Genomic DNA, 22,030 nt, shown 5'->3' with positions numbered 1-22,030 from the left:
TGGCCGCCGATGCATGGGGCCTTGGCGTCAAGCGCCAAAACCCCACGGATCGCCGTCCCCCATCACTGTCATCCTTCCACGGTTTTGCGACCGAGGACTGCAATGAAAAACGGCCGGGGACTTTGTGGTCACCGGCCGTTCGTTGCGGGGTCAGGCGTTACCAGATCCGGATGCGGTCCTCGCTGGGCTTGAACATCTTGTCGCCGGGCTTGGTCTTGAAGGCCTCGTGGAAACCGTCGTGGTTGACGGCAGCGCCGTTGGCGCGGAACTCCGGCGGCGAGTGCGGATCGATCGTCAGCAGCTGCAGCTTGCGCTCGTCACGCGCCTTCTCGCGCCAGGCCTGCGACCAGCCCATGAAGAAGCGCTGCTCGCCCGTGTAGCCGTCGATCACCGGAGCCGGCTTGCCGCCCAGCGAGCGCAGGTAGGCCTTGTAGGCGATCTGCAGGCCGGACAGGTCGGCGATGTTCTCGCCCAGCGTCAGCTTGCCGTTCAGGTGCTTGCCGGCGATGGGCTCATACCCCTCGTACTGCGCGACCAGCTTCGCACCGATCGCGTCGAAGGCCTTCCGGTCGTCGTCGGTCCACCAGTTGCGCAGCTTGCCGTCACCGTCGAACTGGCTGCCCTGGTCGTCGAAGCCGTGGCTGATCTCATGCCCGATCACCGCGCCGATGGCACCGTAGTTCACGGCGTCGTCCGCCTTGGTGTTGTAGAAGGGCGGTTGCAGGATGGCGGCCGGGAAGACGATCTCGTTGAGCGTCGGGTTGTAGTACGCGTTGACCGTCTGCGGCGTCATCAGCCACTCGCGTCGATCGACGGGCTTGCTGGCCTTGGCGGCCTGGCGCTTCCATTCGAAGGTCGACGCGCGCAGGTTGTTGCCCACCGCGTCGCCCGCCTTGACTTCCAGCGCGGCATAGTCGCGCCAGACGTCGGGGTAGCCGATCTTCACCATGTACTTCGACAGCTTGTCCTGCGCCTGCGCCTTGGTCGACGGCGTCATCCAGCTCAGCTTGTCGATCGACTCCTTGTACGAGGCCAGCAGGTTGTTGACCAGCTCCACCATCCGCGCCTTGTCCGCCGCGGGGAAGTAGCGCGTGACGTAGACCTCGCCGACGGCCTCGCCCAGCGCGCCGTTGACGTTGCCCACCGCCTGCTGCCAGCGCGGCAGCGGGCTCTTCGCGCCGGTCAGCGCGGCGCCGTGGAAGGCGAAGTGCGCGTCGCGGTAGACCTTGGGCAGCGTCGAGGCGTTGGCGTCGATCGTGCGGAAGGTCAGGTAGAGCTTGAGGTCGTCCAGCGGAGCCTCGCCCAGGATCTTCGCGGCGCCCGTCAGGTAGCTCGGCTGCGAAGCGGAGAGCTTGTCCAGGCCCGGCAGCGAGGCGGCGGTGAAGAAGGCGTTCCAGTCGAAGCCCGGTGCCTTCTGCGCCAGCTCGGCCGGCGTCATCGGGTTGTAGGTCTTCTGCGGATCGCGCAGCTCGACCTTGTCCCATTGCACCTGGGCCAGACGCTCCTCGAGCGCCAGCACGCGCTGCGCGCTGCCCGCCGGATCGGCGATGCCGGCGGCCTTTGCCAGCTTCTGCAGGTAGTCGACGTAGGCGCCGCGCGCCTTGGACAGGCGCTCGTCGTCCTTCTTCAGGTAGTAGTCGCGGTCCGGCAGGCCCAGGCCGCCTTGCCAGGTCTGCAGGCGGTTGATGGTCGGGTCCTGGTAGTCGGCCTCGATGCCCAGCGGCACCGGCGAGTCGACGACGCCGGTCTGCGCGCCCAGCCAGGTGGCCAGCTGCTCGCGTGTCTGGATCGCGGCGATGCTGTCCAGCAGCGGCTTCACCGGCGCGAGGCCGGCCTTGTCGATCGCCGCGGTGTTCATGTAGGCGGCGTAGTAGTCGCCGATCTTCTGCTCGACGGTGCCGGCCTTGGCCTTCTTCTTCGAGAGGTCCTCGATGATCGAGCGGGCCCGCTTGTCGGAAAGGTCCGCCAGCAGGTGGAAGGCGCCATAGGAGGACTTGTCGGCGGGGATCTCGGTGGTCGAGAGCCAGTGGCCGTTGGCGGCGCGGAAGAGGTCGTCCTGCGGGCGGACCGACTTGTCGTAACCCTTGAGATCCAGACCCGATTGCGGCTGTGCCGCCATTGCGAAGCCGCCCAACTGCATCAGCAGGGCGAGGGTGGTGAGGCGGAGGACATTCTTCATCGCAAGCAGCTCTTGAGCGCGGGCCGAGCCCGACGAGGCCGCCAGCCTATGCCAGAAGACAGCCCCATGACAAAAGGCATGAGGCCGTCTGTGGCGGCCGTCGCACCGGGGCTTTCCAGCTTGCCGGCAGGCGCATCAAGTGGCTGGGCACCGCCCGCCGGTGCTCGCCATCGCCCCGGCCTTTACCTCCGCTTTACCGGGGGCATGGTCCGCTGTTCCGGTGAGGCCGGCGACTCGCGCTGCCGATGCCGGCGAGCGCGTGCTCAACGTGAGGGCCGCGATGACGAGCGCCGCGCCGATCCACTCCTGCATGGCCGGATGCTGGCCCAGCGCGACGCTCATCAGCAGCGCCGACACCGGCACGCCGTTCAGGAACAGCGTCCCGCGCGAAGCTCCCAGTTGCCGCACGCCGAAGTTGAACGCCACCACCGCCGCCACCGTGGGCACTGCCGCGATGTAGATCAGATGCGGCGCGACGGTCGTCACGTCTTGCCAGGCAGGCGCGTCGACCCAGCCGCCGGCGGTGGCGACGAGCGCGAACGCCACCTGCCACGGCAGCGCCGCGATGGCGGTCAGGCCGGTGTATTCCAGCGGACTGAGGTCGGGCACCTTCGCCGCGCCCCGCGTGTAGAGCACCCAGCCGACCGTGCCCAGCAGCGTCAGCGCGTCGCCGAGCAGCATGTGCGGCGGACCGTCGGTGCGCCCCAGCACGCCGGAGACGAGGATGACGCCGCTGAGCGCCAGCACCGCCGCGCCGGCCACCGCGATGCCCGGCCGCTGACCGTCGAGCAGCCAGCGCAGCAGGATCGTCGTCATCGGCATCGTCGCCATCAGCACCGCGCCGTGCGAGGGCAGCGACAGCTTCAGCCCCTCCAGCACCAGGATGCCGAAGAAGCCGTAGCCCAGCACGCCGTAGCGCGTCAGCGTGCCCCAGTGGGCGCGGAGCTTGGCCCAGGGCCGTTCGCCGAAGAAGACGACCAGCAGCGTCATGCCGACCCCCGCGAGCAGGTAGCGCACCGCCGTGAACCAGAGGGGATCGAGCCGGCTCAGCACCGGCTTGCCGACGAGGAACAGGCTGCCCCACGAGACCGCCGCGAACAGCATCGCGACGGTGGCGGCATAGGGGTTGGAGAGGCTCATGGCGCCCTTCGCTTTCGCAAGACTTCGATGGGAGGGAAGTCTGGGCGCCGCCTCGCGCGGGGTCTATGCGCATCTTTGGAACACGCGTTCCGGGAATGTGAACAACGGTCCCGCGGCGGCTTGTCAGAATGCGGACCCATGGAGCTGTACCAGCTGAAGAGTTTTCTGGCCGTGGTGGCCGAACGCAACCTGACCCGCGCCGCGGAGAAGGTGTTCACGTCCGTGCCCGCCGTCAGCGCGCAGATCAAGGCGCTGGAGGAGGAGCTCGGCGTCCAGCTGTTCGAACGCAGCTCGCGCGGCATGACGCTGACGATCGCCGGCGAGAAGCTGGCCGAGGAAGCTCGACGGACGCTGGACGCCGCCCAGCGTCTGCGCCAGGCGGCGGCGCAGATCCGCGGCGACGTCCAGGGCGTGCTGCGCATGGGGACGGTCAGCGACCCGATCTCGCTGCGCCTGGGCGAGGTGCTGGTCAAGCTGGCGGAACGGCATCCCGGGATCGGGCTGCAGCTGATGCAGCGTCTGTCGCTGCACAGCCTGCAGGCGCTGCGCCGGGGCGAGGTCGATTGCGCGTACGTGCTCCACGACGGCGAGACCGCCGAGGGGCTGATCGTCAATCGCCTGCGTCGGATGGAACTCGCGGTCGCGGTGCCGCGCCGCTTCGCGGACCGCGATTGGCCGGTGTCGCGCGACGCGCTGCTGTCGCTGCCGTGGATCGGCACGCCGGTGGACTGCGGTCTGCGCGCCGCGGCCGAACGCCTCTTCCAGAGCGCCGGCCGCGAGCCGCCGCACAGCCTGATGGCCGAGACCGAAGCCGCCGTGCGCGGCATGGTCGCCAGCGGCCTCGGCGCCGCCGTGCTCCGGCTGGATCAGGCGCAGGCCGCCGTCAACGCCGGCGAGTTGCGCATCTGGCCGCACTGGCAGGACGAGACCTGGCTGTGCTGGCTCCAGAAGGATGGCCCCGAGGAGCATGCGCTGACCGCGCTGCGCGAGCTGGTCGAGGAAGTCTGGCGGGAATGAACGAACGTTCGGCTTGATTTTTCGACCGACCGGTCGGGCTGCGATACTCCATTGATCACAACGGAGACTGCATCGTGGAGACCCTGCAGATAACGACCGACGCGCGTGGCGTGACCCGCGTGACGATGAACCGGCCCGAGGTGTTCAACGCCTTCGATGAAGTGATGATCGCGGACCTCGATGCCGCTTTCGTGCGACTCGGCCAGGATCCTGCCGTCCGGATCGTGGTGCTGGAGGGCGCCGGCAAGGCCTTCAGCGCCGGTGCCGATCTCCAGTGGATGAAGCGCGCGTCGGAAGCGACGCAGGACTGGAACGTCGAGGACGCGCGCCGATTCTCCGGCATGCTGGACCGCATCGCCCGCTGCCCGAAACCGACGATCGCGAAGGTCCACGGCGTGGCGCTGGGTGGGGGCGTCGGATTGACGCTGGCCTGCGACATCGCCGTCGCCACGGCCGGCGCGCAGTTCGCCGTCAGCGAGGCCCGCTTCGGGATCCTTCCGTCGGTGATCGGCCCCTACGTGATCAACGCCGTCGGCCCGCGTGAGGCGCGTCGGCTGGCGTTGACCGCCAGTCGCATTGCCGCCGCCGAGGCACTGAGAATCGGCCTGTTGCATGAGGTCGTCGAGAGCGACGCGGCCGGCGGACTTGACGGCGCCGTTGAGCGCTGGATCGCGGAGCTGCTGATGAACGGCCCTCAGGCGCAGGCGGAGATCAAGACGCTGTTCGCGCAGCTCGAGGTCGGACCGGTGAGCGGCGAGGTCCGCGAGTTGACGGCACAGACCATCGCCCGCGTGCGCATGGGCGCCGAGGCGAAGGAGGGCTTCGCCGCATTCCTCGCCAAACGACCTCCCGCCTGGGCGCCGAAGCCCGACGGTGCAGCGTGAGGTGACGGGACGCGGGTCGGCGCGCGATGCGCCGCTTCGCAGGATCGATGGCGAGACACGAAGAGAAGATCAGGAGACAGCAATGGCGAAATCGACGGGATCCTGGCGCATCGCGACGGCCGAAGCCGCGCAGGCGCCGGTGGCGGTGATCGGCGCGGGCGTGATGGGCGCGGGCATCGCGCAGGTGGCGGCGCAGGCCGGTCACCCGGTCCAGCTGATGGATCTGCGTGAGGGCGCCGCCGCTGCGGCGATCGCGCAGATAGGCAAGGCGCTGGACGGACTCGTGTCCAAGGGGCGCCTGGAGGCGGCGGAACGCGACGCGGCGATGGGTCGGCTCTCGCCGGCCGCGGCGACGGTTGAATTGAAAGACGCGGCGCTTGTGATCGAGGTGATCGTCGAGAAGCTCGAGCCCAAGCAGGCGCTGCTGCGTGAACTCGACGCCCTGCTGCCGCCCGATGCGCTGATCGCGTCCAACACCTCTTCGATCAGCATCACCGCGCTCGCCAACGGGATGGCGACGCCGCGCCGCCTGGTCGGCATGCACTTCTTCAATCCGGTGCCGCAGATGAAGCTCGTCGAGGTGGTCGGAGGCGCGGAGACCGCCTCCACCGCCGCGTCGGCGATCGAACAGTTGTCGCGCCGCTGGGGCAAGACGCCGGTGCACGCGAAGTCGACGCCGGGGTTCATCGTGAACCGCATCGCGCGGCCGTACTACGCCGAAACGCTCGCGTTGCTGCAGGAACAGGCCGGCTCACCGGCGCAACTGGACCGCGCGCTGCGCGGCGCCGGCTTTCGCATGGGGCCTTGCGAGTTGATGGATCTGATCGGACACGACACCAACTACCTGGTGACGCAGTCGGTGTTCGAGGCCAACTTCGGCGACAAGCGATATCAGCCGTCGCTGGTGCAAAAGGCGCTGGTCGACGGCGGCCGACTGGGACGCAAGTCCGGCAAGGGCTTTTACAACGGGGTGCCCGCCGTCGCGCCACCGGCCGCTCCCGCCGAGGAGGACGTCGGTGTGGTCACGCTGGCGGGACAGGGCGTGTTGATCGACCGGCTCGGCGATTGGATGATGACGCGCGGCGTCACGTTCGAGCGCGATCTGACGGCGGACTGGCATGGCGTGGCCATCGAGGGTCTGCAGTTGCACTTCACTCGAGGGCGTTGCGCCGCACAGCTGGCGCATGAGCGCAGCCAGCCTGGCCTGGCCGTGATCGACTGGCCGCTGGTTCCTGACCGCATCGACGGCCTGGCCATCGCCTTTGCGCCGCGCATCGAGGCGGCCTTGCGGACGCGCGCCGAAACGCTGCTGCGCAGCCTCGGCTGGGAGCCTCTGGTCCTGCGCGACGTGCCCGGACTCGCCGTTGCGCGGACGATCGCGATGCTCGTCAACGAAGGCGCTGACGCGGTCTGGCAAGGAGTCTGCGACGAGGCCGGCGCCGACACGGCGATGAAACTCGGCGTCAACTATCCGGCAGGCCCCTTCGAATGGCTCGCGCTGCTCGGTGCGTCGGTCGTCGTCGACATGCTCGACGGGCTCTTCGACGCGTATCGCAGCGAGCGCTACCGCGTCAGCCCGCTGCTGCGGCAGCGCCTGTGGGCTTGAGCGACAGGACAGCAGCGACCGGACCTGGATCCGGACATGAAAAAAGCGACCCGCGGGTCGCTTTTTCATTGGCGCTTCCTAGATCTGTCCGGACGCCTCAGAGCAGCATGCGCAGGTGCGCTTGCGCCTGCAGCAGCGGCGGCAGGCAGTGCTCGACCATCTGCTCCATGCTCATGCGCGTCGCGTGGACGCTGATGGCCATCGCGGCGACGGTGTCGCCCTTGTAGTTCTTCAGCGGCACGGCCACCGAGCGCAGGCCTTGCTCCAGCTCCTGGTCGATCAGCGCGTAGCCCTGGGCGCGGGCGCGGGCGATCTCGATGCGCAGGCGTTCCGGATGCGTGATCGTGTGCGGGGTCAGCGCGGTCAGTTCCTGGCGGGCGATGAAGGCGTCGACTTCCGCTTGCGGCTGGGCCGCCAGCAGCACGCGGCCGTTGCCGGTGCAGTAGGCCGGCACGCGAGTGCCTGGCTGCAGCGTCGGGGAGACCACGCGGCCCGCGCTCGTCGCCGAGATGCAGATCACGTCGTTGCCGTCCAGCACGCCGGCCGACGAGGCTTCCTTCATCGCATATGCCAGCTTGTGCAGCTCGGGTTCGATGATGCGCGGCAGGCGGGCGGAGTGCATGTAGCTCTGGCCCAGGCGAAGCACCTTCGGGGTCAGCGCGAACATCTTGCGGTCCTGCGAGACGAAGCCCAGATGGGTCAGCGTCAGCAGGTAGCGGCGGGCGGCCGCGCGGGTCAGGCCGGTACGGCCGGCGACCTCGCTGATGGTCAGTCTGGGGCGTTCCTGATCGAAGGCTTCGATCACGGCCAGGCCTTTTTCCAGGCCGGCCACCAGATCACGCTTCAGCGGACCGGTACGGACTTCAGCGTCAGGGGAGGGGACGACCGCCTGGATGGCGGTCAGTTCATCATCGTGGGCTCGTGCAGCGGACATGGCGGGGAGGGAGGACGTGCGTTTGACGCCCAAATCTGCTGGGCGTAAGCAGGTGATGTCCACGACTATAGGGACAACCCTGTGAAGAATGTTTGCCAGGGCAAATGTTTTATCCGCCAATCGCACGCCAATGCATCAAGTTGGTGCATTTTCTGCGCAGAACGCCCCACCGCCTTGGTCAGGTGGTGTACGTGGGCGTTCAGCGGGAAAAAGGTGCGCGAAACCGCGGTCGGTGGTCGCTAAGCAGGCGGTCAAGAGTCAGACATCATGCTTGTCACCGCATACCCGACATATATGAGCGGTATGCGCCATCAAACGAAGTCAGTATCACACGCGGTGTGCGATTGGCGCCTACGTGGTCCTACGTGCGCCCATGACTATTTCTTTGCCGCCCCCAACCTTTGGCTATGGGTCCGTTCGCAGTGGCCGGCTTGATCAGCGCTCCCGCGCTGCACCAAAATGAGGTCGGACAACCTGGGCGACTGCTGGAATCTTCAAACGCTGACCGGAGTGCCGGGTTCAGCCATGAACGAGGGACAAGGAGCCGGTCGCCGCCGGCTCCCGAGCCGGTCAGAGGCGCTCGACGACGACCGCGATGCCCTGGCCCACGCCGATGCACATCGTGCACAGCGCGTAGCGGCCCTGGATCCGGTGGAGCTGGTTGATCGCCGTCGTGACCAGCCGGGCGCCACTGGCGCCGAGCGGGTGGCCCAGCGCGATCGCACCGCCGTTGGGGTTCACGCGGGCGTCGTCGTCCTGCAGGCCGAGGTCTCGCAGCACTGCCAAGCCCTGGGCGGCGAAGGCTTCGTTCAGCTCGATGACGTCCATCTGGTCCAGGGTCAGGCCGACCTGGGCCAGGACCTTCCGCGTCGCCGGCGCAGGGCCGATGCCCATGATGCGCGGCGCAACGCCGGCCGTCGCCATGCCGAGCACGCGTGCCCGCGGGGTCAGGCCGTGCCGGGCGATCCCGGCTTCGCTGGACATCAGCAGCGCGCAGCTGCCGTCATTGACCCCGGACGCGTTACCCGCAGTCACGCTACCGTCCGGTCGGACGACACCCTTGAGCTTGGCCAGCGCCTCCAGGCTGGTCTCGCGCGGGTGCTCGTCCTGGCGCACGACGACGGCATCGCCCTTCTTCTGGGGAATCGTGACCGGGCAGATCTCCGCGTCGAAGAAACCGCTGCGCTGCGCGGCCAGCGCCTTGGTTTGGCTGGCAAGCGCCATGCGGTCCTGCGCGTCGCGCTCGATGGCGAAATCGACGGCGACGTTCTCGGCTGTCTCCGGCATCGCGTCGACGCCGTACTGCGCCTTCATCCTCGGATTGATGAAACGCCAGCCGATGGTGGTGTCGTGGATGGCACTGGCGCGGGAGAATGCGGTCTCCGCCTTGGGCATGACGAAGGGCGCGCGGCTCATGCTCTCGACGCCGCCGGCGATCATCAGGTGGGCTTCTCCGGCCCGGATCGCTCGGGCGGCGCTGCCGACGGCGTCCATGCCGGAGCCGCACAGCCGGTTCAGCGTCACGCCGGGCGCGCCGATGGGCAGGCCAGCCAGCAGGGCGGACATGCGCGCCACGTTGCGGTTGTCTTCGCCCGCCTGATTCGCGCAGCCGTAGAACACGTCGTCCAGCGCTTCCCAGTCCAATGAGGGGTGACGCGCCATCAGGGCCTGGATCGGCACCGCACCCAGATCGTCCGCGCGAATCGACGACAGGGCGCCGCCGTAACGCCCGAAAGGGGTGCGCTGCGCATCGCAGATGAAGGCGTGCATGAAAAGTCTCCTGTATCTTTATGAGAATGCGAGGTTCGGAGGATCATAGGCGGGCACAGGAAAAACCTGTGACAAGTTGCACGATCCCCTCGTGATCATGCGAAACACCGTACGGTTGACGCGCTTTTGATTTAAGTTGCGCCCCTCCGCAGCCGAAGCTGCTGACGAGGGCGTCCGAACCGGGACGCGGAACTACAAGAATGAAGGACAGATCGGCAGACCCGCTCATCGATGTGAACCAGCTGAAAGTCGGGATGTTCATCCATCTCGACCTCGGCTGGATGTCGCATCCGTTTCCGCTCAGCAGCTTCAAGCTGAGTTCGGAAGAGCAACTGCTGATTCTTCGTCGCCTTGGCCTGAAGCAGGTGCGCTGGAGTCCGGGCAAGAGCGACCTGCCGCTGGACGCGACGCCGATGCCCGCGCCGTTGCCCGCAGCGGCCGTCGTCGAGGAAAACCGCAGCGCCGAGGACGAGGTCCGTGAACGCCATCGCCGCCTGTTGGCCGAGCAGCGCGAGGCGCTGCTGCTGTGCGAGCGCCAGTACGCCGAGGCTGCGAGTGCCCTGCGCGACCTGATGGACCTGGTGCCGCGCGAGCCGACGGACGCGCGCGACCGGTCGTCCGCGTTGTCCCGCGCGCTGCTGGACAAGATGCTGGTCGAGGGCGACATCAACATCCGGCTGCTCAACGAAGGCGCCGGCGACCGCGGCACCGCGCATGCGCTCAACGTCGCCGTGATCGCGATGCTGCTGGGCCGCGCCTTCGGCCTCGGCCGCGACGAGATGCTGGACCTCGGACAAGGCGCGCTGCTCCACGATATCGGCAAGATGGAGCTGACCGCCCGCTTCCGTCACCGTGACGACAGCTTCACCGCCGCCGAGGTCGCCGCCTACCAGCAGCACGTCGCCAAGGGGGTGGTGCTGGGGCAGAAGATGGGCGTGGGGGCCGGGCCGCTGCTGATCATCGCGCAGCATCATGAGCACGCCGACGGCAGCGGTTTCCCGCAGCGCCTGAACGCCGACCGCATGAGCATCGGCGCCCGCATTGTGGCGCTCGTCAACCGTTTCGACGGGCTGTGCAATCCGCTGCTCAGCTCCAAGGCAATGACCCCGCACGAAGCGCTATCCCTGATGTTCGCGCAGGGACGCAGCCGTTTCGACGCCACCATGCTCAACGCCTTCATCCGGATGATGGGCGTGTATCCGCCGGGCTCCGCCGTGCAGCTGACCGACGACCGCTACGCGCTGGTCGTGGCCGTCAACTCGTCGCGCCCGCTCAAGCCCAAGGTCATGGTCCACGACCCCAAGGTGCCGCGCGACGAGGCGCTGGTGCTGAACCTGGAAGAGCTGCCCGACCTCGGCATCCGCCGCAGCGTCAAGCCGCAGCAGTTGCCGCGCGCCTCGCTGGACTATCTCAGCCCGCGCAGCCGCATCGCCTACTTCTTCGAGTCCGCCGGTGCGACCTCCCTCCCGCCGTCACCCCCCGGGGAGATGGCTGCGTGAATCTGCCGACCCGAGCCACCGCCGCATCTCCCGCGGTGTTCAACACCGCGTTCCTGCCGCTGATCGACGGCCTGCAGGAGGCGGTGTGGCTCGTGGACGCGCGCACGCATAGCGTTGTGGCAGTCAACCACGCATCGCAGCAGTTGCTCGGACTGCAGGCCAGGGACCTGGTCGGAAGCAGCGTCGAATCGCTGGCTGCCACGCCGGAGGATGCGCTGTTCTGGATGGACGCCGCGATCGGCCGTCGCGAGAGCCTGCACACCGACACGATGATGCGTCACGCCGACGGGCGCATGCTGTGGGTCTCCCGCCGCATCAGCTACGTCGCGCAAGCGCAGGGCGACGGCCTGTGGCTGATCGCGATGCGCGACCAGACCCAGCAGCGCCAGCATGACGAGGAGCGAGAGACGCTGCTCGCCGAACTGCGCGCCACGCTCGAATCCACCGCGGATGGCATCCTGGTCACGGACCTGGCCGGCCGGATCCGCAGCTTCAACCAGCGGCTGGCCTCGCTGTGGGGCATCCCCGAAGACCTGCTCAACGACCGCAATGACGACGCCGTCCAGGCCTGGATGCGGCGCAGCGTCGTCGACGGTGCCGCCTACGCCCTGCGGCTCGGCGCGATCCAGGAATCACCGCTGCTGCACACCAGCGACAACATCAAGCTGATCGACGGCCGCGTGCTCGAGCGCGTATCGCTGCCGCAGTGGAGCCGGGGCCGGCCGATCGGCCGCGTCTACTCGTTCCGCGACCTCAGCGAGAAGCTCGCCGCGCACCAGCGCATTGAAGAGCTGTCGCACAACGACATGCTCACCGGGCTGCCGAATCGTCGCGCGCTGATGGAACGCGTCGACTACGCGCAGGCCATGGCACGCCGCGAGACGACCCCGTTCGCGCTGCTCAACGTCGACCTCGACCGTTTCAAGCAGATCAACGACACGCTAGGCCACTCCTACGGGGACCGCGTCCTGAAGGAAGTGGCGCTGCGCCTGAAGGAGTCGCTGCGCGAGGTCGACACCGTCGCGCGGCTTGATGGCGATGAGTTCGCGCTCCTGATCCACCAGGCGGATGCCCGCGGCGCCGAGCACGCGGCGCGTCGGGTCCAGGAGGCGATGTCACGCCCGTTCTGCTTCGACACGCTGAGCTTCACGGTCACCTGCAGCACCGGCATCGCGCTGTTCCCCGGCGACGGCGCCAGCGCCGAGGAACTGCTGGCCAGTGCCGAGCGCGCCATGCACTGGGTCAAGGAAAGTGGCCGCAGTGCCTTCCGCTTCCACCAGCCGCGCAAGGACGTGGACTTGCTGTCGCGCATGCGGCTGGACCACGCGATGCGACAGGCGCTCCAGGAACACGAGTTCCGCCTGCACTTCCAGCCGCAGGTCTCGCTGGAGACCGGCGAGCTCATCGGTGCCGAGGCGCTGATCCGCTGGCGCGATCCGCTGCGCGGCGACGTGCCGCCGTCCGAGTTCATCCCCGTGGCCGAGGAGAGCGGCTTCATCGTCGCGATCGGTCAATGGGTGCTGCAGCAGGCGGTGGCGCAGGCCGCGGCCTGGCTCCAGAAGGGGCTGCGCGTACCGGTGGCGGTCAACGTGTCGGCGCTGCAGTTCCAGCAGACGCAGTTCGTCGAGCAGGTGGCACAGGCGCTGCGCGCTTACGACCTGCCGCCGTCGCTGCTGGAGCTGGAGCTGACCGAATCCGTCCTGCTGCGCGATGCCGAAGAAGCCCTGCATCGGATGGAGGCGCTGTCGGAACTCGGTGTGCTGACGGCCATCGACGATTTCGGTACCGGCTACTCCAGCCTGGGCTACCTCAAGCGCTTCCCGATCCAGCGCCTCAAGATCGACCGCAGCTTCGTCAAGGGGCTGCCGGGGGACGCGAGCGATGCAGGCATCGTCAACGCGATCGTCCAGATGGGCCGCGCGCTGAACCTGAAAGTCATCGCCGAGGGTGTCGAGACCGAGGCGCAGCGCGACTTCCTGGCTCGCTGTGGCTGCCACGAGTACCAGGGCTTCCTGTGTGCGCCGGCGCTGGAGACGCGGGCCTTCGAGGAGCGTCAAACCCAGATCGCGGCGCAGGCGGAGGCCGGAAGGCTGGCCCGCGGACAGGCGGTGGCGCCGCGTGCCGCGCGCGCGTCCGTGCATCTGTTGCGCGGCGGGTGAGCCGCACTGCGCTCGAAGCTGCATCGGGATCGACCCGGAGATCGGGCGAAACGGGGTCGGGAGGTCTCTCCACTGCCTTCCGCGCGAGGGCGGCACAATGCGCCGATGGCCGCCGTTGACGGCCGGGAGACACGCGTGCTGTACAAGTTCAAGTCGAAGGCCGGGGCTGATGTCATCATGTTGGCCGCCCATGGCGAGCAAGCGCTGCAGGCCCTGGGCCGCAGTCCCGCGCCCCAGGGGATTCTCCAGGCGTCTGACCTGCCCGCGCTGATCGCGCAGGGAGAGTCCGCGATTGCCGAGGAGCAGCGAGCGCTGGATCGTGCCGCCGACGAGGCCCTGGCCGACGGCCGCAAACCGCCGCCCAAGCCCGAGGTCACCTTGCGCCAGCGCCTGTGGCCGCTGCTGGAACTGATGCGTACCGCGCAGGCCGCCAGCACCGACGTGGTCTGGGGCGTCTGAGTGGACTCGACCCTGATCCTGGCCATCCGGCATGGCGAGACCGCGTGGAACCGCGAAGGCCGTTTGCAGGGCCACTTGAACCTCCCGCTGAACGCGCTGGGCGAGCGCCAGGCCGAGCGGCTCGGTGCCGCGCTGGCCGACCATCCGATCGACGCGATCTACGCGAGCGACCTGGATCGTGCCGCGGTGACGGCCCGGCATCTGGCGGCGCCGCACGGCATCGATGTCCAGTTCGATGAGCGACTGAGGGAGCGCGCTTTCGGCATCCACGAGGGCAAGCTCTGGACCGAGATCGAATCCGGTTTTCCTGAGGACGCCCTCCGCTGGCGCCGGCGTGAGCCGGACTTCGAGCCGCCCGGCGGCGAGAGCCTGACCACGCTGTACGCGCGTTGCGTCGCCGTCGTGTCCGAACTGGCCGAGGCGCATGCGGGGCAGACGATCGCGATCGTTGCGCACGGCGGGGTGATGGACTGCCTATACCGGGCCGCGACCCGCATCGACCTGCAGGCGCCGCGCAGTTGGGTCCTCGGCAACACGAGCATCAACCGGCTGCTGTACTCGCCGCAAGGATTCAGCCTGGTCGGATGGAACGATGATCACCATTTGCAAGGCCTGACGCTGGATGATCCTGGCGTGCCGGGCTTCATGCCGGCCGCGACGGCGACAGCCAAGGCCTGAGCGCCGGATCGCCGGCTCCCACGAGGGACGGCGGCCGCGGAGATCGACAGAAGCGCCGCATCGAGCGCTCATCGAGGAGACACATGACCGACGCACAGATCATCGTGCTGGCCACGCCGGTGTTCTTCGCCCTGATCGGGCTTGAGTACTGGGTCGGCCTGCGCCGCGGCCGCAACACCTACCGCCTGAACGATGCAGTGAGCAGCATTGCACTGGGCATGCTCAGCCAGGTGGTGGGCGTGCTGACCAAACTCTTCACGCTGGGGATCTACACCTGGGTCTTCGAACGGGCGGCCTTGACCCACCTCGACGCAGGCGCCTGGTGGGTCTGGCTGTTGGGGCTGCTGCTGTACGACTTCCTCTACTACTGGCACCACAGGCTCGGCCACACGACCGCGCTGCTCTGGGCTGCGCATGCCGTCCACCACCAGAGCGAGGACTACAACCTTTCCACCGCATTGCGCCAGACCGGGAGTGGCTGGCTGGTGGGCTGGATCTTCTACATGCCGATGGCGATCCTCGGCTTCCCACCGCTGGTCTACGCAGTCGTCGCGCTGATCGACCTGCTGTACCAGTTCTGGGTGCACACGCAGCAGATCGGCAAGCTCGGCTGGTTCGACCGCTGGTTCTGCTCGCCGTCCAATCACCGCGTGCATCATGCCGTCAACGATCCCTATCTTGATCGCAACTACGGCGGAATCCTCATCATCTGGGACCGGATGTTCGGCAGCTTCCAGGAGGAACTGGATCGCGAGCCCTGCGTCTACGGCACCCGGGATGCGCTGAAGAGCTGGAACCCCTGGACCGCCAATGTCCAGGTCTACGCCAAGCTGCTGGCCAAGACGCGACGCACGACGCGTTGGCGGGACAAGTTGCGCCTCTGGTGGGAGCCGGCGCACTGGGAGCCCGGTGTCGGCGCCCGCATAGCGCCCGGATATGACCCGCACACCAGGCCGCTGTTCGACCCGAAGGTCGCGTCCTCGCACGCCTGGGCAGCGGGAGTGATGTTCCTGCTGCTGCTCGTCGCCGTCGCGCTGTTCCTCTGGAACGCCCATCGACTTGGTCCGATCGAGCAGATCGCCGTCCTCGCCGGACTTCTGGCGGGACAGGTGCTGACCGCGCGTCTGCTATCACCCGCCGACCCCCTCGTTCACCCCTAACGGGGAACTGTTGCAATTTTGCGTCGGGCGTTATGGGTGCGTGCAACGCACTTCTATACTCCGCACACCTTGCAGTAAAGCCATTGAGCCAGACCGGCTGAAACCTCCAACTGGATGAAGGTGGGTATGAAAAAGATTGCATTCGCTGCGGCCATCGCGGCTCTTTCCGCTCCCGTGTTCGCGCAGAGCTCCGTCACGCTCTGGGGCCGTATCAACACCTCGGTGGAAAGCATCAAGACCGGCAATGCCGATCGCGTCGCCTCGGTGATCAACAACAACTCCCGCCTGGGCTTCAAGGGCACGGAAGATCTGGGCAGCGGCCTGAAGGCCAGCTTCGCGCTGGAACACGGTCTGAACTCGGACGACGGTCGCCAGACCAGCTCGGCGTTCTGGAACCGTGAAGCCAGCGTGCAACTGGCCGGCGATTTCGGCGCGATCCGTCTGGGCCGCTGGACGCCGGGCTCGTACTACGCCACGGCGGACTACGTGTCGATGCACAACCACGACACCGGCACGTCGGAAGACAAGCTGTACTCGGGTGCCGGCTTCACGCAGACCAACAAGGTCGGCTACTTCACGCCGAACATCAGCGGCTTCAACGGCGAGTTCACGCTGCACGCCGGTGAAGGCGTCGACCCGCGCGGTTACGACGTCGCCCTGAACTACGACCAAGGCCCGGTGCACCTGGGTGCTGGTTACAGCAAGCAAGGCAGCGCCAAGCAGTACGCGATCCGCGGCCTGTATGAACTGGGCGCCTTCACCTTCGGCGGCTACGCGCAGCGCGAAGAGTCGGGCACGCCGCAGTCGGCCGGCGCGAAGGATTCGCGTTGGATCGGCCGTGCTGCCGTGATGTACACGCTGGGCCAATCGGAATTCCACCTGAACGTCGGTGGCACCAAGGCGGGCGCGTACTCGTTCAACAGTGGTCGTAACGGTGGCAAGCAATACACGCTGGCCTACAACTACAACCTGAGCAAGCGCACCAAGGTCTACGCGTTCTACACCGCCGTGGACGCCACCACCGCGAACAAGCGCGACGACCTGAACTCGTTCGCCCTGGGCGTTCGTCACAACTTCTGATCTCCGGATCACGAAGCAGAAAGGCGCTCCTCGGAGCGCCTTTTTCATTGGTGCGTCGGTGCGCCTGTTGTCTTGCAGGTTCCCCCGGCGCTCATTCAAGCTCGAACAACTGCCCCGCCTGCTTCGGCGGAGCGACGCCGAGGTGGCGATACGCCGCCAGCGTTGCGATCCGCCCGCGGGGGGTGCGCTGCAGGAAGCCCTGCTGGATCAGATAAGGCTCGATGACGTCCTCGATGGTGCCGGGCTCTTCGCCGATCGCCGCAGCGACGTTGTCCAGCCCCACCGGCCCGCCGTCGAAGCGGTGCACCACCGCCTCCAGCAACTTGCGGTCCATCAGGTCGAAGCCCAGCGGATCGACGTCCAGCATCGCCAACGCCTTCTCCGCGATCGTGCGGGTGATCGTGCCGTCGGCCTTGACGTCGGCGTAATCGCGGACGCGACGCAGCAACCGGTTGGCGATCCGCGGCGTGCCGCGCGAACGCCGCGCGACCTCGAGCGCGCCTGCCGGCTCGATCGGTGCGCCGAGCAGCGACGCAGACCGCGTCACGATGCGCTGCAGTTCATCGGCCGTGTAGAACTCCAGCCGAGCGACGATGCCGAAGCGATCGCGCAGCGGGTTGGTCAGCATGCCGGCGCGTGTGGTCGCGCCGATCAGTGTGAACGGCTGCAGGTCAAGCTTGATCGAACGGGCCGCCGGGCCTTCGCCGATCATGATGTCGATCTGATAGTCCTCCAGCGCCGGATAGAGGATCTCCTCGACGACCGGCGAAAGCCGGTGGATCTCGTCGATGAACAGCACGTCGTTGCGCTCGAGGTTGGTCAGGATGGCGGCGAGGTCCTTGGGCTTTTCCAGGACCGGCCCGCTGGTCTGGCGCAGGTTGACGCCCAGTTCCGCGGCGACGATGTGGCTCAGCGTCGTCTTGCCCAATCCCGGCGGTCCGAACAGCAGCACGTGATCGAGCGCCTCGCGACGCTTTTTCGCGGCGCCGATGAAGATCTCCAACTGCTCCCGTGCCTTGGCCTGGCCGACGTACTCGTCGAGCAGCTTGGGGCGCAGTGCGCGCTCGATCGCGTCCTCGTTCGGCGACGCCGGTTGTGCGCTGATCAGGCGGGCCTGTTGCGGCGCGGGCGTGAAGTCGTCGGTCTGGATGCTCATGGTGGGAGGGTACGCCGCGCGCGCGGATTCATGACAGGTGCTTCATCGCCAGCTTGATGCCTTCACTGACGCCAATGTCCCCCGGCAGCGTCTTCAGCGCGGTACCGGCTTCCTTCTCGCTGTAGCCCAGCGCGACCAGCGCCTGGAGGATGTCGGCCTGCGCGTCGTTGGCCACGGACACCGGCAGCGACAGGTCGGGGCCTAGCTTGCCCTTGAGTTCCAGCAGCAGCCGTTCGGCCGTCTTCTTCCCGATGCCCGGGACCTTCACGAGACGGCCGGCCTCCTGCCGGGACACGGCCTGCGCCAGGTCGCCGACCGACATGCCTGACAGCAGCGACAGCGCCATCTTGGGGCCGACGCCGCTGATCTTGATCAGCAGACGGAAGGTGCTGCGCTCTTCGGCGGTGAGGAAGCCGAAGAGGACGTGGGCATCCTCGCGGATGCTCAGGTGCGTCAGCAGCGTGGCGGGCTCGCCCAGGCCCGGCAGATTGAAGAAGGTGCTCATCGGCACGTCGACTTCGTAGCCGACGCCTTGCACGTCGATGAGGACCTGCGGGGGCGATTTTTCCGCAATGACGCCGGTGAGCTTGCCGATCATGGGCGCGGATTATCCGCGTTCGGCGGCGATTCGACGGCGATTTGCTGGATGTTTGTCCAGTATTTTCCCGAGGCGTGCGGCCAGGCCTCGAGATCCGGCGCGCAAAGCGCTCAGTTGCGGCCGAAAAGCCCCAGGCGCTGTGCTTCCAGCGCCGCCTCGGCGCGCGAGCTCACATTGAGCTTGCGGTAGATCTGCTTCACGTAATCGGCGATCGTGTGGCGCGACAGGCCCAGTTGCACGCCGATCTCGGGCAGCGTGAAGCCCTTGGCGACGCGCAGCAGCACTTCCGTCTCGCGGTCCGTCAGCGAGACCTCGTGCAGCACCTGCGCGGCCTGTGGCCGGCGTTGCGACGTGAAGTAGGCGATGACCTTGCGCGCGATCGACGGGGACAGCGGCGGCTCCCCCTGGCTGATGCGCTGGAGCTGCTCGACCAGCAGTTCGCGCGACTGCTCCTTGAGCAGGTAGCCGAAGGCACCGGCCTGCAGGGCAGGGAAGAGGTGCTCGTCGTCGTCGTGGATGGTGACGATCACCGACTGGACTTCAGGCTGTTTCTCGCGCAGCGCGGAGATCACGTCGACCCCGGAACCGTCCGGCAGGCCCAGGTCCAGCAGGGCCAGCGTGAAGCGCTGCGAGTTGACCTGCTGCAATGCGTCCTGCACCCGCGAGCACTCGGTGACGACCGCGTTGGCGAAGACCTGTTTGACCAGGACCTTGAGCCAGGCGCGGATTTCGGGAATGTCTTCGAGGAGCAGGATGTGGTTCATGGCGCGGATTCTTGCTCAGGATTGTCGTGCGGGCGGAGTGCTCGCTGACTTCCTGCAACGGTACGGCTTTCTGGAGGGACTGACCATCCTGATCAACGCCGGACTGTGGCGCCGGCGGCAATGGATCACGCTGGCATGCGATCAGAGCGGGATCGTCAGCCGGATGACGGTGCCCCAACCGGGGCCGGATTCGACCAGGCACTGACCATGCATCTGCTTGGCGCGTGCCTTCATGCTGGCCATGCCGTGTCCCTTGTCCAGGCGACCTTCAAGCTCCAGCGGAATGCCCTGGCCGTTGTCCTGGATCACCACCGAGAAGTAACCGTCCTGCGCCGAGCAACTGATCACGCAATGCGTGGCGCCGCTGTGCTTGATGATGTTGCTCACCGATTCGCGCAGGATGCGCGTCGTCTGCACGTAGGCGCGGGCGGGGAAGGTGTGCTCGATGTCCTCGGCGGGCGATTTCCACTCGGCCAGGATGTTGGCCTGGGCCAGGCGCGAGACCACCTCCGCGCGCCAGTCCCCCAACGCGTCCAGCAGTTGCACCGGCTTGCCGGTCAGGCCACGCACCGACAGTCGCATCTCCTCGAGCGCCTCGCGCGCGAGCGTGGAGATCCGGTCCGACTCGCTGGTGTGGACGATGGTCAGCAGCTTCGCACCGAGGTCGTCGTGCAGGTCGGCGGCGATGCGCTTGCGCTCGCGTTCGGTGACCTGCTCCAGCTTGGTTTCCGCGACCTGATCGAAATGGCGCTCCAGCTCGGCGATGCGCTCCTGCAGACGCAGCTCACCTTGCAGGACGGCGAGCTCGGACTGCGTGAGGGCGCGGGCGAACTCGCGCACGCGATGCAGGCCGAGTCCCAGCAGGCACAGTGGCCCGAGGATGCCCGCCAGACCGCTGCCCGGTAGCGTCCATGCGGCCAGCACCGCGAGCGCGCCGAAGCCGATCAGCACGCAGCTGAGGATGAAGTCGGACTGCGGGTATCGCTCCTCCAGCGTCGGGAGGAACATGTCCTGCCACAGATGCCAGAGATGCCAGCCCATCGCGACCAGCAGCTGGGCGCCCAACCACCAGAGCGCGAAGGAGGCGATGCGCGTCGCCGGCACCGGCAGCAGCAAGGCGGCAGGAAAGAGCAGTGCCTGGGCCAGCAGCGCGCGATGCATGCGGCGATCGCGTCGTCGCATCCGCCGCATCAGGTAATGGACGGCGCACCACAGCAGCCACGGCGCCAGGATCACCGCGATCCCCGTGCGCCAGGACGACAGGGGCGCGAGGCCGACCGTGACGACCCATCCCGGCATCAGCACGAGCAGCCAGCTGATGTGACGCTGGGCGCGGCGTTGCCAGATCAGCAACCCCAGCACGAAGGCCATCAGCACCAGCGCGGACTGCAGACCGTAGGCGAGCTGTGGCGCCAGGCGCGTCCATAGCGTCGCGAAGGAATCGGCGGTGACGCCGTCGGCGCCGGCGACCGCCGCGCCCGCCACCTGGGCGAGACAGACCGGCACGGCCAATGTCAGCGCGGCCGCGGCGCCGAACGCCGCAGGTCTGGATCCTCCCTGTGCCGGCACGGCATCGCTGTGGCCGGCGTCTCCTTGTTGTTCCGTGATCCGGTGCATGGGGGGCGATTGTGCAGGCGCAGCAAGCGCGCGGCGCACCGGCGCGCGACAATACCGCCCTCAACCCCCCTGAATACGGAGCCTCCTCCGCCTTGAACCTGCGCCACGCCTTCACCCCCGCCGACAACCGGCGTCTGTCGCACCTGTGCGGCCCGCTGGACGAGCATCTCCGCCAGATCGAGGCGGCGCTGACCGTGCGCATCACCCACCGCGCCGAGCACTTCAACATCGAGGGCGACCGCGCTCCGGCGCAGCGCACGCTCGCCTTGCTGGAGTCGCTGTACGCGCGGGCCGACCGGGCCATTCCCGGCGAGAGCCTGCGTCTGGCGATCGTCGAGGCCGCCAATGACGTGGCCGCGCCGACGAAGCTTGCCAACGGCGAGGACGCGGATGGCGACAACATCGTGCTGCGCACGCGCCGCGCCGACCTGGCCGGCCGCACGGGCAACCAGCATCTCTACCTGCGCAGCATCCTGTCGCACGACATCAGCTTCGGCATCGGCCCCGCAGGAACGGGCAAGACCTTCCTCGCGGTGGCCTGCGCGGTGGACGCGCTGGAGCGCTCGACCGTGCAGCGCATCATCCTGACGCGCCCGGCCGTCGAGGCGGGTGAGCGCCTCGGCTTCCTGCCCGGCGATCTGACGCAGAAGGTCGATCCCTACCTGCGCCCGCTCTACGACGCGCTCTACGACCTGATGGGCTTCGATCGCGTGACCAAGGCGTTCGAGAAGGGCCAGCTGGAAATCGCGCCGCTCGCCTTCATGCGGGGGCGCACGCTGAATCATGCGTTCGTCATCCTCGATGAGGCGCAGAACACGACGCCCGAGCAGATGAAGATGTTCCTGACGCGCATCGGTTTCGGCAGCAAGTGCGTGGTGACCGGCGACACGAGCCAGATCGACCTGCCGCGCGGCATGCACAGCGGGCTGGTCGACGCGGAGCAGGTGCTGGACGGTGTCGAGGGCATCGCGATCACGCGCTTCACGCGCGCGGACGTCGTGCGTCATCCGCTGGTCGCGCGCATCGTGCAGGCTTACGAGGACCAGGCGGAAGTGCTGGCGCGCGAGGAAGCGCGCGCGCAGGAAGAGTATCGCGCGCAGTTCGCGGAAGAGCGCGAAGAGCGTCGTCTGAGGGCATTGCGGATGCGCGAGGCGGCGCTTCGATTCGATGAGGCGCCATCGGCACCGCCGCCGCCGCCTTCGCCCGCGACGGTGAAGAAGGCGCCCCCCAGGAAGCCCGCGTCCAGGCCGGCGGCGAAGAGCTCGGCGACGAAGCCCGTCGCGACGAAGACTGTCGCGAAGAAGGTGGCCGCGAAAAAGGTGGCCGTCAA

Annotated in this window: 17 protein-coding genes and 1 pseudogene; 10 read left to right on the top strand and 8 right to left on the bottom strand. The window is 67.7% G+C overall.

The annotated features are described in order from the left end of the window. Positions 1-157: 157 nt before the first annotated feature. Both ACQ4L4_RS18960 and ACQ4L4_RS18955 read right to left on the bottom strand, forming a co-directional pair. Positions 158-2,179, bottom strand: coding sequence for a M13 family metallopeptidase (locus ACQ4L4_RS18960; RefSeq protein WP_431100455.1), 2,022 nt, complete (start codon positions 2,177-2,179; stop codon positions 158-160). A 135-nt stretch (positions 2,180-2,314) separates the two neighbouring features. Then, complete coding sequence (locus ACQ4L4_RS18955) at positions 2,315-3,319, bottom strand: DMT family transporter (RefSeq protein ID WP_431100454.1); 1,005 nt, start codon at positions 3,317-3,319, stop codon at positions 2,315-2,317. Positions 3,320-3,457: 138 nt separating this feature from the next. Between ACQ4L4_RS18955 and ACQ4L4_RS18950 the strand changes: the two genes are divergently transcribed. From ACQ4L4_RS18950 to ACQ4L4_RS18940, 3 genes are all read left to right on the top strand, one after another. Continuing rightward, on the top strand, positions 3,458-4,336 hold the full coding sequence (locus tag ACQ4L4_RS18950) for a LysR family transcriptional regulator (RefSeq protein WP_431100453.1): 879 nt from the start codon (positions 3,458-3,460) through the stop codon (positions 4,334-4,336). Between the two features lie 74 nt (positions 4,337-4,410). Then, positions 4,411-5,220 carry an enoyl-CoA hydratase-related protein gene (locus ACQ4L4_RS18945; protein WP_431100452.1) on the top strand — a complete coding sequence of 270 codons (810 nt, stop codon included), beginning with the start codon at positions 4,411-4,413 and terminating at the stop codon, positions 5,218-5,220. A gap of 82 nt (positions 5,221-5,302) precedes the next feature. Further along, the gene (locus ACQ4L4_RS18940; protein WP_431100451.1) at positions 5,303-6,826 is read left to right on the top strand and encodes a 3-hydroxyacyl-CoA dehydrogenase; all 1,524 of its coding nucleotides are present in this window, start codon (positions 5,303-5,305) and stop codon (positions 6,824-6,826) included. Between the two features lie 97 nt (positions 6,827-6,923). Here the strand turns inward: ACQ4L4_RS18940 and ACQ4L4_RS18935 are convergent, their stop codons facing one another. Further along, the gene (locus tag ACQ4L4_RS18935) at positions 6,924-7,760 is read right to left on the bottom strand and encodes an IclR family transcriptional regulator domain-containing protein (protein WP_377159673.1); all 837 of its coding nucleotides are present in this window, start codon (positions 7,758-7,760) and stop codon (positions 6,924-6,926) included. Between the two features lie 570 nt (positions 7,761-8,330). Then, positions 8,331-9,530: a 3-oxoadipyl-CoA thiolase gene (pcaF, locus tag ACQ4L4_RS18930; protein ID WP_431100450.1), complete on the bottom strand. Its 1,200-nt coding sequence runs from the start codon at positions 9,528-9,530 to the stop codon at positions 8,331-8,333. A 200-nt stretch (positions 9,531-9,730) separates the two neighbouring features. On the opposite strand from pcaF, the gene ACQ4L4_RS18925 reads away from it, so the two are divergent. From ACQ4L4_RS18925 to ACQ4L4_RS18900, 6 genes are all read left to right on the top strand, one after another. Beyond that, positions 9,731-11,029: an HD-GYP domain-containing protein gene (locus tag ACQ4L4_RS18925; RefSeq protein WP_431100449.1), complete on the top strand. Its 1,299-nt coding sequence runs from the start codon at positions 9,731-9,733 to the stop codon at positions 11,027-11,029. Next, the gene (locus tag ACQ4L4_RS18920; protein WP_431100448.1) at positions 11,026-13,188 is read left to right on the top strand and encodes a putative bifunctional diguanylate cyclase/phosphodiesterase; all 2,163 of its coding nucleotides are present in this window, start codon (positions 11,026-11,028) and stop codon (positions 13,186-13,188) included. Before ACQ4L4_RS18925 ends, ACQ4L4_RS18920 begins: the two co-directional genes overlap by 4 nt. Positions 13,189-13,293: 105 nt before the next feature. Then, complete coding sequence (locus ACQ4L4_RS18915) at positions 13,294-13,647, top strand: DUF1840 domain-containing protein (RefSeq protein WP_431100447.1); 354 nt, start codon at positions 13,294-13,296, stop codon at positions 13,645-13,647. Beyond that, positions 13,648-14,325, top strand: a complete 678-nt coding sequence (locus tag ACQ4L4_RS18910; protein ID WP_431100446.1) for a histidine phosphatase family protein — start codon at positions 13,648-13,650, stop codon at positions 14,323-14,325. It abuts the gene before it with no gap. 83 nt (positions 14,326-14,408) lie between these two features. Next, positions 14,409-15,485, top strand: coding sequence for a sterol desaturase family protein (locus ACQ4L4_RS18905; protein ID WP_431100445.1), 1,077 nt, complete (start codon positions 14,409-14,411; stop codon positions 15,483-15,485). A gap of 126 nt (positions 15,486-15,611) precedes the next feature. Beyond that, positions 15,612-16,565: a porin gene (locus ACQ4L4_RS18900; RefSeq protein ID WP_431100444.1), complete on the top strand. Its 954-nt coding sequence runs from the start codon at positions 15,612-15,614 to the stop codon at positions 16,563-16,565. Between the two features lie 91 nt (positions 16,566-16,656). Here ACQ4L4_RS18900 and ruvB read toward each other — a convergent pair whose 3' ends face one another. From ruvB to ACQ4L4_RS18880, 4 genes are all read right to left on the bottom strand, one after another. Beyond that, positions 16,657-17,721: a Holliday junction branch migration DNA helicase RuvB gene (ruvB, locus tag ACQ4L4_RS18895; protein ID WP_377159691.1), complete on the bottom strand. Its 1,065-nt coding sequence runs from the start codon at positions 17,719-17,721 to the stop codon at positions 16,657-16,659. A gap of 28 nt (positions 17,722-17,749) precedes the next feature. After that, entirely contained in the window at positions 17,750-18,319 is a 570-nt protein-coding gene (gene ruvA / locus ACQ4L4_RS18890; protein WP_431100443.1) for a Holliday junction branch migration protein RuvA, read from the bottom strand. A gap of 110 nt (positions 18,320-18,429) precedes the next feature. Next, complete coding sequence (locus ACQ4L4_RS18885; RefSeq protein ID WP_067069232.1) at positions 18,430-19,083, bottom strand: response regulator; 654 nt, start codon at positions 19,081-19,083, stop codon at positions 18,430-18,432. 141 nt (positions 19,084-19,224) lie between these two features. Then, the gene (locus ACQ4L4_RS18880; protein ID WP_431100442.1) at positions 19,225-20,700 is read right to left on the bottom strand and encodes a sensor histidine kinase; all 1,476 of its coding nucleotides are present in this window, start codon (positions 20,698-20,700) and stop codon (positions 19,225-19,227) included. A 92-nt stretch (positions 20,701-20,792) separates the two neighbouring features. On the opposite strand from ACQ4L4_RS18880, the pseudogene ACQ4L4_RS18875 reads away from it, so the two are divergent. Continuing rightward, positions 20,793-21,746, top strand: a pseudogene (locus ACQ4L4_RS18875) (PhoH family protein); the annotation flags it as partial. Positions 21,747-22,030 lie beyond the last annotated feature (284 nt).

The sequence above is a fragment of the Roseateles noduli genome (assembly GCF_050626985.1).
Taxonomy (GTDB): domain Bacteria; phylum Pseudomonadota; class Gammaproteobacteria; order Burkholderiales; family Burkholderiaceae_C; genus Roseateles; species Roseateles noduli_A.
The sequence above is the reverse complement of the archived record's forward strand: the minus strand, read 5'-3'. Positions and strand labels throughout refer to the sequence as shown.